Below are 13,243 nucleotides of genomic sequence, written 5' to 3'. Positions count from 1 at the left end.
ATATTCCAAAAAAAATACTAATTTCGCACACTGATTTTAAAACTCCTTAAATGGCAATTTTAGAGAACATAAGAAAACGTACCACCGTACTAATTCTTATTATTGGTTTGGCGTTGTTCGCCTTTGTAATTTCCGGTGTATTTACCAATAGCGACTTTAGTGGTGGCAAAGTAGGCTCAAGCATAGCCGAAATTAATGGTGAAGAAGTATCCATAGACGATTTTCGTCAAAAAGTGGATTTGGCATCTAGACGTTCTGGGCCTAATACAACTACCATGCAAACCGTTAACCAAGTGTATGACCAAGAGGTCCGTAATGCAATTTTAGGTCAGCAATTGGAAGATTTGGGTATTGATATCGAGCAGGACCAAATCTTAAATTACATAGGAACCATTCCCGGTTATTCCCAAAGTCCTCAGTTTTTAAATGAAAATGGGGTATTTGATCAAAATAAATTTAGGGAATTTATAGCGGATTTAAAGGCGAATAACCCTGCGCAATATGATCTGTGGTTACAAGATGAAAAGGCAATTATAGAAAGCGCTAAACAACAAGCGTATTTTAATCTGATAAAAGCCGGTGTAGGGGCAACCTTGAAAGAAGGCGAGCTGGATTATAAATTGGCAAATGATAAAATAGATATCAAATATGTGCGGGTGCCTTTTACGTCCATTCCGGATAGTACAATAAATGTTTCTAAAAGTGAGATCCAATCATATATAAACGAGCATAAGGAGGATTATAAGCAAGAGCCTGCAAGGGATATTCAGTTTGTCTATTTTGAGGAAAAAGCTTCTGCCGCGGATGAAAAAGAAGTGGAAGAGGCCATTACCAAGCTAATGGATGATACGGTTGAATACAATTCCCAGACAGACCGTAATGATACTATTAAAGGTTTTAGCACAACCGATGATATGATGGCTTTCTTGGATCGTCATTCAGATATGAAGTTCGATACTATTTATAAGGCTAAAAATCAATTACCGGCAAGATTTGCAGATACCTTGATGACCCTTCAGGTTGGGGAAGTTTTTGGCCCATATAGGGACGGTGATTATTTTAAGGTTTCTAAAATGATGAACCGCAAGGCAAATGGCTCCGTAAAGGCAAGTCACATTTTAATTGCCTTTGAGGGTGCGGAAAGAGCCAATCCTGAAGTAACAAGAACTAAGGAAGAGGCGGAAGCCGAGGCCAAAAGGTTATTGAGAGAGGCCAGGAAGGCGGATGCTAAGTTTGTGGAACTGGCAAGGGACAATTCAGATGGTCCTTCCGCTCCCAATGGTGGGGATTTAGGCTATTTTGTAGAAGGAACCATGGTCCCAACTTTCAATGATTTTGCTTTTGGCAATAACGTTGGTTCCATAGGTATGGTGGAAACGGATTTTGGATTTCATGTCATTAAAATTGATGATAAAAGAGACCTGTTCCAAATTGCCACTTTGGCAAGGGAAATTGAGCCTTCTGAGGAAACTATCAATACTTTGTTTACGGATGCTACCAAGTTTGAAATGAATTCAATTTCTTCGGATTCCGCATTTCCCGACTTGGCCAAAGAGGCTGGCTACACCGTTCGTCCTGTGAATAAAATTAATGCAACCGATGAGAATTTACCAGGTCTATCCGCTCAAAGAGCAATTGTTCAGTGGGCGTTCAATAGCGAAACAGGCATTGGTGATATCAAACGATTTGATTTGCCTAGTGGTTATGCCGTAGTGCAATTGACCAAAAAATACGACGAAGGTTTAATGAGTGTGGAGGATGCTTCCCCTACGGTACTTCCTGTCATCAGGAAGGAACGCAAGGCCGCACAGATAATCGCTGCTAATGAGGGTAAATCTCTTGAGGATTTAGCAAAGGATAACAGTGTAAATGTATCCACTGCAACTGCGTTAAATGTAAAATCACCAACCATTCCTGGAGCTGGTTCAGAACCTGCTGTAGTAGGTACCGCTTACGCTTTAACTGAAGGAGAAACTTCAGAACTTATAGAAGGAAATACAGGTATCTTTAAGTTGAGTGTTACCAAGAAGACAGTAGGGCCAGAGTTGGATAATTACAGTACGTATGCCAATACTTTGAGATCAACAAGGGAGTCTAGGGTAAGTACCTCAGTATATAATGCTTTGAAAGATGCCTCTGAAATTGAAGATAATAGGTCTGCATTTTATTAGTAAATGCACCAAACAATAATGAACGGGCCCTTCTATTGAAGGGCCTTTTTTATAAAATCATTTGTTGATAGGGGATAACGGTGGAGTACCCCTTTTTTTTAAAATATTTTGCACTGTCGTCATTTCCCGTGGCGAGTACAAAATCGCCACCCCAGGCGCCCAGGCTTTTAACACTTCCAAAATAATCTTTAAAAAGTTCTGATTTTACAGTAGTTAATTGAATGGTCTTTGATATCAATTCTTCGTGCTGGTTTAATAATGCTTCAAAATCGGCTAAATTTTGTGTTTGAAGAAGCGCAGTGGTAATTTCATTCACACTGTTTAGGAGTTGTTCTTTTTTGGCGATTAAGGACCTATATCGCGCTATACCCTCTCTGCTATTTTGTTTTTTGTCCAAGTATACAAAATAAAGATGCTCATAAAAAGGCGGATGAAAAGCAACCTTCTCGATGGTGGGTTGCTCCTGAATGATCTGATAAATTAAAGGACCATCATTTTGAGCGCAGGCAATATCGTAACCACTGCCCGAGAAGCCGTTCCACAGCAATTGAAAGGCGTCAATCCGGGCCCATTGAGCTAAATTGTTAATTAGGGTAGAAGAGGAGCCCAAACCCCAATTTCTTGGGAACTCCAATCGGGTTACAACTTCAAATCCTTGTTCTGTCTGTAGGAATTCTGGATTTAATAGTTGTGCCGCCCTCAAAAGATGAACTAATGTCTGTTCAACTTCCCCGCAATCTCGAAATTGTTCCGCTGGGTTTTTTAAGGCTTCCAGCGGAATCAAAGATTCAAACCAAACGGCACCATCCACATCTAGGCTTCTCCAAGAAATTATAGGCGCTTCAATAGTGGTAACCTTCAATTTTTGTCCGTAGCGGGTTGGCAACGCTAAACTTTTTGCGCCATCCAGTACGGCATATTCTCCAGTTATCAATAGCTTTCCGTGACTGTAAAATTCTTTGGTCATTCCCTTAGCTTTTGAAAAGCCTCCACTACGGCACTATGTGTGGCAGTGTTTTTCTTGAAATGGTCTATCAACGTATTTTTTTCAGCTTCATTGGCACCCAATTGGTTGAGTATGTTCAGCAGGTGCATTTTCATATGTCCTTCCTGAATTCCTGTGGTAACTAAGGAGCGAACGGCGGCGAAATTCTGCGCCAATCCTGCCACTGCTACAATTTGCATAAGCTCCTTGGAGGTGGGTTTACCTAAAATTTCCATGGCCAGATTCACCAATGGATGAAGACTTGTGAGGCCACCTACAGTGCCAAGGGCCAAAGGAATTTCAATCCAAAAGTAAAAAGTATCGTCTTCAATTTTGGCATGGGTAAGGCTTGAATACGCGCCGTCTTTGGCGGCATAGGCATGTGCTGCTGCTTCAATAGCCCTAAAATCGTTACCTGTGGCCAATACTACGGCATCAACCCCATTCATGATGCCTTTATTGTGTGTGACCGCCCTATAAGGTTCTATTTTGGCAATGTTGACCGCTCGCACCATTTTTTCGGCAAATTGACGAGAAGACATCTGCTCGCTTACCTTAAATTCATCAACAGAGCAGCTTACTTCCGCTTTCACCACACAATTGGGAACATAATTGGAAAGGATGCTCATCACCACTTCAATGTTTCGCTCTTCCTCGGTAAAAGGCGCAAAGATTTGGGCTTCTTTTTTAAAGGTTTTAGCAAAACTCTCCAAACAGGAGTTGATGAAATTGGCACCCATGGCATCAAGGGTCTCAAAGGTGCAATGAAGTTGGTAGTAGTTGGGCATTTTTTGCGTTTGCTCCCTTAGTTCAATATGGGAAATGCCACCACCGCGTTTTTCCATATTTCGAGTGATGGATGACGCCTCACTAATCAATTTTGGCTTCACCACTTCAAAGAAATTTTTAAGTTTAGCAGTGTCTCCGGAATACATAAAATGAACCTGACCAATTTTTTCAGTACCCAAGATGGTTGATTTGAATCCACCTCTGGAAAGCCAAAATTTGGCAGCCTTACTTGCGGCCGCTACTACAGAACTTTCTTCAATGGCCATAGGAATGGCATAAAGTTTTTCATTGATTAAAAAGTTGGGGGCAATGCCAAAAGGCAAATAGTAATTGGTGATGGTATTTTCAATGAATTCATCGTGCAATTGCTGAATTTTTGCATCTGTATTCCAGTACCGATGAAGTAGGGCCTTGGCATTATCAGGGTCCTGGGTGTAATTGGCTGTAAGCCAGTCTATTTTTTGGTCTTTGGTCAGTTTAGAGAAACCCTCTACCGGTTTGTTCATAATCTTAAGTATCAAGGGGCAAAGATAGCGAATAAGCTTTAGTGGTCAATTGCCCTTAAAATAGGCCTCTACAGCCGGTTTTTTAGGCTTGAAAGTTTAATTAATTGTAAAATTATCACTAAACTTGGGCCTTTTATTGTCATTTATAACAAGTTATGAAAAAGTACATTTCTACGTTGTTCTCCCTTTTTGCATTTGTAGCCGTTTTATCAGCTCAAAATCAGCAAATAAGCGTTGAGAAAGTCTACAGTGGTGAATTTATGACCGAAGGCCTAGACGCCCTACGATCCATGAAAAATGGTAGACAATACACTGTTCTCAATACCGATTATGCCACAGGTTCCAGTTCTTTGGATAAATATGATTATACCACTTTGAAAAAGGTGGAGACTCTATTGGATTCTAAAAGTTTACAGGACATTGAGCGCTTTTCTGATTATGAATTCAGTGCCAATGAATCTCAATTATTGTTGGCTACGGAATTGGAGTCCATATACCGCCATTCAACTCTGGGAATTTATTATGTATACGATTTGAAATCAAAGAATCTGGTCAAAATTTCAGAAGAAAAGATTCAAGAACCTGCCCTTTCTCCAGATGGTAAAAAAGTGGCCTATGTTAAAGGGAACAATCTTTACATTTTTGAAATAGCTTCTAAAAAGACCGAACAAATTACCACCGATGGTGAGAAAAATAAAATCATCAATGGTATTACAGACTGGGTGTATGAAGAGGAATTTGCTTTTGTAAGAGCGTTTGCTTGGAATGCAAATGGAGAAAAAATTGCTTTTTTAAGATTTGATGAAAGCGATGTCCCCGAGTTTTCGATGGATATGTACGGGAAGGGGCTGTATCCAACCCAAGAGGTATTTAAGTACCCAAAGGCCGGCGAAGATAATGCAGTGGTTAGTTTGCACATGTTGGATGTTGCTTCACAGGAAATTTCAAAAGTGGATTTGGGCGAGGCCTATTATATTCCGCGTATAAAGTGGATGAACAACCCCAACTATTTGAGCGTTCAGACCTTGAACAGGCATCAAAACGATTTAAAATTGCATTCTGTGAATGCAAAAAACAATCAAGTTTCTTTGTTGTTAGAGGATAAGGATGACGCCTATGTGGATGTGACCGATAATTTAACCTTTTTGGCTGATGATAGTTTTATTTGGACTAGCGAGAAGGATGGGTACAACCATATCTACCTGTACGATCAAAATGGAAAGTTGATGAACCAAATTACCAAGGGCCCTTGGGAAGTTACCAACTACTACGGTTATGACCAGAACGAAGATAGAATCTACTATCAGTCTACCGAGAACGGGTCCATCAATCGTGGGGTGTATAGTGTGGATAGTAGTGGAGGGAATAAAAAAGCCTTGGCAACCGAGGAAGGGACCAATTCTGCTGCTTTTAGTGCTGATTTCACTTATTTTATCAATACCTATTCAAACTCTACCACGCCACCTGTTTACACCTTGCACAAGGCCATAAATGGCAAAAAAATCAAGGAAATTAAGAACAATAACGCTCTTTTGGAGAAGTTAAAATCCTATGAGTTAAGCCCCAGAGAGTACTCCACCATTTCTATCAATGGTAATGACTTGAACATGTATATGATCAAGCCTAAGGATTTTGACCCATCAAAAAAATATCCGTTATTAATGTACCAGTATAGCGGTCCTGGTTCACAATCGGTATCTAACAGTTGGTTGGGTTATAGAGATTATTGGCACCAACAACTGGCTTCTGAAGGTTATATCATTGCCTGTGTTGATGGTAGGGGAACCGGATTCAAAGGGGCTGATTTCAAAAAAACGACCTATTTGAACTTGGTAAAATACGAGACCGAAGACCAAATAGCTGCCGCTAAAGAGTTAAGCAAATTGCCTTACATTGATGAGAATCGTACCGGAATTTGGGGCTGGAGTTTTGGCGGACACATGGCTACCAACAGTTTGTTGAAAGGAAATGATGTTTTTGAAACGGCCATTGCAGTGGCGCCGGTTACCACTTGGAGGTTTTATGATACGGTCTACACGGAACGGTTCATGAGAACACCGCAAGAAAATCCTGGTGGATATGATGAAAACTCACCACTTAATTATCCTGAGTTGCTAGAAGGTAATTTTCTGCTTATCCATGGATCGGGAGATGACAACGTTCATGCCCAACATTCTATGCGTATGGCGGAAGCTTTCATCCAGGCCAACAAGCAGTTCGATTGGGCTATTTATCCCGATAAAAACCACGGAATTTATGGTGGTAATACACGAATTCACCTTTTCAATAAGATGACCAATTACTTAAATGAGAACTTACGGGATTTAAAAGGTGCTTCCGATGAAAGCGAAGAACAACCTGAAATGGAAAAACAGATTAAGGGCTAGACTTTTGAAGTCCGGTTTCGATAAAATTCCCGAGCCATTCTAATTTACAAAACCAAATACACCTTATATGTCAGAGATTTCACAACCGAGCAAGGCAAAATTTAGTCACCCAAAAGGCCTGTACGTACTGTTCGCTGCAGAAATGTGGGAACGATTTAGTTATTACGGTATGCGGGCCATTCTTATACTTTTCATGACCACCGAAGTGGTTCGAGAAGGTTTAGGTCTTTCTACCGAAACAGCGGGTGCCGTTTATGGGCTTTACACTGCTTGCGTCTATTTAATGACCTTACCGGGAGGTTGGCTAGCAGACAACGTTTTTGGTCAACGAAAGGCCATTTTTTATGGAGGGGTCTTGATTATGATTGGGCACTTGGTATTGGCCATTCCTGGTTCACCTGCCATATTTTTTGTAGGCCTCGGATTTGTAGCATTGGGTACCGGTTTGCTTAAGGGAAATATAAGTACCCTGGTTGGCGAATTGTATGCAAATGAAGACGGAGCTAAAAGAGATGCCGGTTTTTCCATTTTTTATATGGGAATAAATTTGGGGTCTTTCTTCGGTCAGATTTTCGTTCCTCTTTTGGCAGAATACAATTGGCATTTAGGCTTTGGTTTGGCCGCTTTGGGAATGCTTTTAGGTCTCATAGTTTACAAGGTATATTCTCCCAAACACCTTAAAGATATTGGTATCGAGCCCAAAGTGAAGTATCAGGAAAGCACCGGCAAATCCAACAAATGGGTTTCCATGGCTATTCTGGCGGGTGTCGTAATGCTATTGGGAATTTTACAGGCTGTGGGAGCAATTGATGTTACGACCGCCACCGGTATTGCCAAGGCCTTGGGTATTATAATAGTTCTTATCACCATGGGCTACTTTTTAAATATTTTGTTCAATGGAGGCTTGAATGTTATTGAAAAGAAGAAGGTGGCTATCATTTTTATTCTCTTTGTGGGAATTGCCATCTTTTGGTCAGGATTTGAACAGGCGGCTTCTTCCCTGAACCTATTTGCAAGGGATTTTACAGATCGTTTTATTGGCGGATGGGAAATGCCTGCCGGAATGTTGCAATCCTTTAATTCTGCTTTTATCATCATATTTGCACCAATAGTTGGAGCGCTTTGGGTAAAATTGGCTGCTAGGAATATCAATGTAAGAACTCCTTTTAAGTTCGCTATTGGTTTGATTCTATTGGGCCTCGGATTTTTAGTAATGGTTGGTGCAGCGCAAATTGCTGCAAACGGAGCTAAGGCAGGGATGTTCGCTTTGATTCTCACTTACTTTTTACATTCCATTGGTGAGCTTACAATTAGTCCTGTAGGTTTGAGTGCCACAAGTAAACTTTCCCCTAGTAAGTATTTAGGGCAGATGATGGGAATATGGTTTGTAGGTGCGGCATTGGGTAATCTTATTGCGGGACTTGTCGGAGGCAATTTTGACCCTGAAAATGTACTCGAAATGCCTAATATTTTTATGAATGTGGTTTGGGTATCTGTGGGAGCAGGAATTATTTTCTTTGCTGCAAGCCCGTTTATCAAAAAATGGATGGGAGATGTGACCTAGCCTTTTAAAAATAGCTATTCAAAATAATAAGCTCCCTTTTCGCCCGTGTAGTGAAAAGGGAGTTTTCTTTGTTGGCAAGTTTTTTTCCAGCGCTTCACATAGCTCCTATAATTACTGCCATCGGCTATGATTTTTTGAGGTTGAATGGAGTCAATAAGTCGGTTCAAGTTCAATTTTGGTGATTGTGTTAAGACGAGGTAGTCTATTTTTTCTTTGGATGAAATATAAACGGCAGTACTGTCCACAATCAAAATGTTTTTGCCCTTCCATTGATAACTGTTTGCCAAGGAGTCTTGTGTAACTTTTTCAATTCTTTCCGCTACTTGATAGTCGGTAATGATTTTTTCTGGAACTTGGTTAGATGCAAACGTATTTAAGGTTGCTCCTTCTTGGTGCAGAAGTAAGGTGTTTGCCGTTTTATGGGCTATAAGGAGTGATTTGTTGCTTTTGGTTCTATATAAGGCAAATAGTGAATACGCCTGCATTCCTAAAATAAAAACCGCCAACCATTTGAACTTTCTAAAACTGGTACGTGAAAGGAAAAGAATTAGTAGAAAGAGAATACCGTAACTTAGGATGAGTTGGACGGCATCAAAAGAAATATTCTTAAAAATAAAGGACTCCTGTTGCGCTACCCAGGCCACTACCTTGTTCATGTAACCAATGATGACATTGTAGAGAGATGTAAGTTCCGAAGGCAATAGGTTAATAGAGGCCAGAAATAGAACTAAAAGCCCCATTCCTAGAATAATTCCCAAAGTGGGAATAATCAATAGATTGCTGATAAAAAATAGACCTGGAAACTGATGAAAATAAAATAAACTGATCGGAAGTACCCCTGCTTGTGCAGCAATACTTACTGATAAAAGTTGCCAAAGATATTTTAGAACCTTATTCTTCGGATACCACATGTTCTGCAGTAGTGGGAATATCCAAACAATGGCCGCTACGGCAGCATAACTCATTTGAAAACCTACTTGAAATAACAGCCTGGGATTAATGACCAAAAGTATAAAGAACATGGACAATGCCAATATATTAAAGGTGTTATTGGGGCGGTTGATGTAAATGGCGTAGGCAAAAAAGGAGAACATGGTAACGGCCCTAACTACAGAAGCGGAAAAACCAGCTAAAAGAGCAAACCCCCATAACAGTAACAAAGTGCAAATTAGCTTGATGGTCTTCCCTCTGGAAAAAGCTTCTATGGGCTTCAAGATGAATTGGATAATAAGCAAAAGAATACCCACATGTAATCCGGAAACGGCTAGAATATGAACAGCGCCAGCATTTTTATAGTTCTCATAGGTGTCTGTTAGAATATCGTCCCTTTGCCCAAGAAGTAATGCCTGTATAACGCCCAACTCCTCATCGCCGAAATTTTCTAGTTTTAGTTTTTCAATTAGGTAACTTCGGAAGGCTGAGACTCTGCCAAGAAAAGTAGGGTCAGGATTTTTAGTAGTGACATGGTTGTTTTCATCTAGTCTAATTTGATGGTGAATTCCCAAATGGGACATGTATTTTTGATAATTGAATTGATGGGGATTTAGTGGGCCATTTATAGGAGTTAGTTTGCCTGAATAAAGAATTTCGGCATCCACCTTAAAATTTCTTAGGTTAGAATCTAATGGAGTACTTAGTAATAACCTTCCTTCCGCCATCACTTCATCTACGCTCTCTACTTCTGCTACAAAGCGGTTAGAGAACGCGGTGGGCTTCAATACTTCTCGTATTTTTAAGTGTAAGGTATGCGCGTTGCCCTCAGAAAAATGAGAATAATGGTTGGGCTGGTTGATAGGGTTAGCCATAGAAATGGCCAATATCCCTATCCCGCAAGTGGTAAGGCAAGCTAAAATACCAAAGGAGACACTTGTAGTTTTGTGATTTCGGAACAGTATCCAAAGTACTACTAAAGAAATGGCTACAACTAGAATAGACGGAATGATAGTGGGGCTTATCTTATCTCCCAGAACAATTCCGATTATCAGAAAAAAAGTAAGTTTTATGGGTATGAATCTGAGAAGTCTCATTTTAGAGCACCCTTGTGGCCTTCACAAAAGCACTGTTCCAATAGCCTTCCCTTAAAGAGGATACAATAACGCCTCTAGAGGTCGAGGCATGTACAAATTTAATCTCGTTGTCTTCTACGGCCACCACCATACCTACATGGTTGATTCTTTTGGCTCGTCTGCTGGTTCTAAAAAATAGAAGGTCTCCCTTCTCTACATCTTTAATTTTAATATTCTTTCCTTCTTCGGCCATGTGATAGGAAGTTCTCGGAAGGTCAACGTCGTTTTCACCAAAAGCCACATAAAGTAAGCCTGAGCAATCCATTCCCTTTTTTGTTGTTCCCCCAAATTTGTAACGTACTCCAGAATATTCTAAAGCAGATTTGATGATATCATCTGCTTTTGTACGTTCCAATCTTTTAGGTTTCTTAGGGGAAGGCAAGGTAGATGAGTCATCATTGGTGTCAGCTGGAACGGATACGGTCCTAGGCTGCCTTGTTTGCGATTTCCTTTTTTTGGAAGCACCGCAACTGGCCAGTAGTACGATAGAAAATAAGATGAGAATTTTACGCATACCCAAATGATGTAGTCGTCACTTGGATATCAAAATTAAGCATTTTCTATTATAAGTGATGCAGCCGTAGCGCTGGCGCCTTTGCCACCAAGTTTCCTTTCCAATGCCGTATAGGCCTCCAATTGCTGGTTTCTATGGGGTCCATATAGAATTTTATCAAGTTCGTTTTTAACATTTTTTGAAGTTAAATCGTTTTGAATAAGTTCCGTGACCACCTCTTTATCCATAATCAAATTGACTAAGGAAATATATTTGAGGGTGATAATTCTTTTGGCTATTTGGTAAGAAAGCCAGTTGGCTTTGTAGCAGACTACCTGGGGAACCTTAAAGAGTGCAGTTTCAAGGGTGGCCGTTCCGCTGGTTACTAAGGCTGCGTGTGAAATTGCCAGCAAGTTGTAAGTCTGATTACTTACAAAATTCACTTGCGGATTTTTTAAAAACGGACGATAAAATGCGTCATCCAAGCTTGGTGCACCCGCAATGACAAATTGATAATCCGTAAAATCGGGGACAACGCTGAGCATCACCGTCAACATCTTTTGTACCTCCTGTTTTCTACTTCCGGGCAGCAGGGCGATAATGGGTTTTGTTGGATGCAACCCGGTTCGCTTTTTAAATTCCGATGCATCAATTTCCTCCCTATTGTCGATTGCATCGATGAGTGGGTGGCCCACAAAATTAACCGGGTAGCCGTGTTTCTTTTCATAGAAATCCTTTTCAAACGGAAGGATGACATACATCTGGTCTATATCCCGCTTAATATCTTTAATTCGGCCTTCTCTAGAAGCCCAAATCTGCGGTGAGATATAATAATTGGTATGAAAGCCAGCCCGTTTGGCCCATTTAGCAATTCTTAAGTTAAACCCTGAATAATCTATGAAAATGAGTTGATCGGGCTCAAAATCTTTTATATCCTCTTTGCAGTAATTGATGGCCCTTGAGATGGTACCCAGGTTCATGATGACTTCCAAGAACCCCATAAAGGCCATTTCTTTGTAATGTTTGGCCAATTGCCCGCCTGCTTTTTGCATTAAATCGCCTCCCCAGCAGCGTACAATAGCATTTGGGTCCTCTATTTTTAAGGCTTTTATAAGGTTGGAACCGTGCAGGTCTCCTGAAGCTTCACCGGCAATTATGTAGTACTTCATCGGGAGGGTGCTGTTAAAATACTTTGTAATACAAAATGACCATAGCCGTTAAAATAGTGGCGATAAGTACACCTTTGGCCCGTTGGTCCCTTCGTATTTTCAAAAATCCGAAAAATGCTATCAGGTTTAAAATGGCTCCCAAGGCTAGCAGGCTTCCTAGGTGTTCTTGTTCAATTGCGGCTTGAAATGTTTCCATAATACCGAGGTCTGAAAAGAGGAGAATGTATAATAGTGTGCCAATGGAATTGGCAATGATTCCCACTAGAAATCCTATCATCAGTTCTTTTTTTGTATTCATTTGGTTGGTTTTCATATCAGTTAAATCCCCACTCGTTTAAACCCTGAATGGCATGGTGGGCCGTAAGGTCGAATTGGGTCGGAACTACTGAAATATAATTGTTTGCCAAGGCCCACTCGTCAGTGTCCTCCCCTTTGTCCAGTAGTTCAAACTCCCCGGATAGCCAATAATAGTCGCGACCAGCCGGACTCGTTCTTTTGTCAAACTTTTCTTTCCAATTGGCTCTGGCCTGTCTGCAAACCTTAATACCTTTTATTTCTTCTTTTGATGCCTTAGGGATATTTACATTGAGCACTACTCCCTTTGGTATGCCATTTTTAAGTGCTTTCTTAACAATGGTTTTGATAGCTTTTTGGGCAGGTTCAAAGTTGGCTTCCCAACTATAATCACACAAAGAAAATCCAATGGCCGGAATACCTTCAATACCTGCCTCAATGGCAGCACTCATGGTGCCTGAGTAAATGACATTGATAGAGGAATTGGACCCGTGGTTAATTCCACTAACGCAAATATCCGGATTGCGGTCAAGAAGCTCCTGTAGCGCTAATTTTACGCAGTCTGCCGGAGTACCGCTACAGCTGTATTCCAAAGAAGCGTCCTTTTCTTTATTTACCTTCAATTTCGTGGAAAACAGGGTGTTATCTATGGTGATAGCGTGACCCTTTCCGGATTGTGGGCTATCTGGCGCAACCACCACTACATCTCCAATTTCCTTCATATAGCTTATGAGGGCACGCAGGCCCGGTGCCGTAATTCCATCATCATTGGTAACCAATATCAAAGGTTTTTTCATACAAGATAATTTCTGGTACAAA

10 protein-coding genes are annotated in these 13,243 nt (G+C 40.7%); 3 read left to right on the top strand and 7 right to left on the bottom strand.

Annotated features, from left to right (window positions below):
- Positions 1-50 precede the first annotated feature (50 nt).
- The gene (locus BIZ36_RS10700; protein ID WP_187457899.1) at positions 51-2,171 is read left to right on the top strand and encodes a peptidylprolyl isomerase; all 2,121 of its coding nucleotides are present in this window, start codon (positions 51-53) and stop codon (positions 2,169-2,171) included.
- A 49-nt stretch (positions 2,172-2,220) separates the two neighbouring features.
- Here the strand turns inward: BIZ36_RS10700 and BIZ36_RS10695 are convergent, their stop codons facing one another.
- Positions 2,221-3,138 carry a GYDIA family GHMP kinase gene (locus tag BIZ36_RS10695; RefSeq protein WP_187457898.1) on the bottom strand — a complete coding sequence of 306 codons (918 nt, stop codon included), beginning with the start codon at positions 3,136-3,138 and terminating at the stop codon, positions 2,221-2,223.
- Complete coding sequence (locus tag BIZ36_RS10690; RefSeq protein WP_187457897.1) at positions 3,135-4,451, bottom strand: hydroxymethylglutaryl-CoA reductase, degradative; 1,317 nt, start codon at positions 4,449-4,451, stop codon at positions 3,135-3,137. Before BIZ36_RS10690 ends, BIZ36_RS10695 begins: the two co-directional genes overlap by 4 nt.
- A gap of 155 nt (positions 4,452-4,606) precedes the next feature.
- On the opposite strand from BIZ36_RS10690, the gene BIZ36_RS10685 reads away from it, so the two are divergent.
- Positions 4,607-6,838: a S9 family peptidase gene (locus BIZ36_RS10685; RefSeq protein ID WP_187457896.1), complete on the top strand. Its 2,232-nt coding sequence runs from the start codon at positions 4,607-4,609 to the stop codon at positions 6,836-6,838.
- 67 nt (positions 6,839-6,905) lie between these two features.
- Complete coding sequence (locus tag BIZ36_RS10680) at positions 6,906-8,402, top strand: peptide MFS transporter (protein WP_187457895.1); 1,497 nt, start codon at positions 6,906-6,908, stop codon at positions 8,400-8,402.
- 14 nt (positions 8,403-8,416) lie between these two features.
- On the opposite strand, the gene BIZ36_RS10675 is transcribed toward BIZ36_RS10680, so the two are convergent.
- Genes BIZ36_RS10675 through surE form a run of 5 tightly spaced genes read right to left on the bottom strand, consistent with a single transcriptional unit; the run spans position 8,417 to position 13,221 of the window.
- Positions 8,417-10,429 carry a ComEC/Rec2 family competence protein gene (locus BIZ36_RS10675; protein WP_187457894.1) on the bottom strand — a complete coding sequence of 671 codons (2,013 nt, stop codon included), beginning with the start codon at positions 10,427-10,429 and terminating at the stop codon, positions 8,417-8,419.
- Position 10,430: 1 nt separating this feature from the next.
- Positions 10,431-10,982 carry a C40 family peptidase gene (locus tag BIZ36_RS10670; protein ID WP_187457893.1) on the bottom strand — a complete coding sequence of 184 codons (552 nt, stop codon included), beginning with the start codon at positions 10,980-10,982 and terminating at the stop codon, positions 10,431-10,433.
- A gap of 35 nt (positions 10,983-11,017) precedes the next feature.
- Positions 11,018-12,130, bottom strand: coding sequence for a lipid-A-disaccharide synthase (lpxB, locus tag BIZ36_RS10665; RefSeq protein ID WP_187457892.1), 1,113 nt, complete (start codon positions 12,128-12,130; stop codon positions 11,018-11,020).
- A 13-nt stretch (positions 12,131-12,143) separates the two neighbouring features.
- Positions 12,144-12,428, bottom strand: coding sequence for a hypothetical protein (locus BIZ36_RS10660; protein ID WP_187457891.1), 285 nt, complete (start codon positions 12,426-12,428; stop codon positions 12,144-12,146).
- A gap of 16 nt (positions 12,429-12,444) precedes the next feature.
- Positions 12,445-13,221 carry a 5'/3'-nucleotidase SurE gene (gene surE, locus BIZ36_RS10655; protein WP_187457890.1) on the bottom strand — a complete coding sequence of 259 codons (777 nt, stop codon included), beginning with the start codon at positions 13,219-13,221 and terminating at the stop codon, positions 12,445-12,447.
- Between the last annotated feature and the right edge of the window lie 22 nt (positions 13,222-13,243).

The sequence above is a fragment of the Cytophaga sp. FL35 genome, assembly GCF_014349235.1.
GTDB lineage: Bacteria > Bacteroidota > Bacteroidia > Flavobacteriales > Flavobacteriaceae > Euzebyella.
This window is presented reverse-complemented; position numbering and strand designations above follow the sequence as displayed.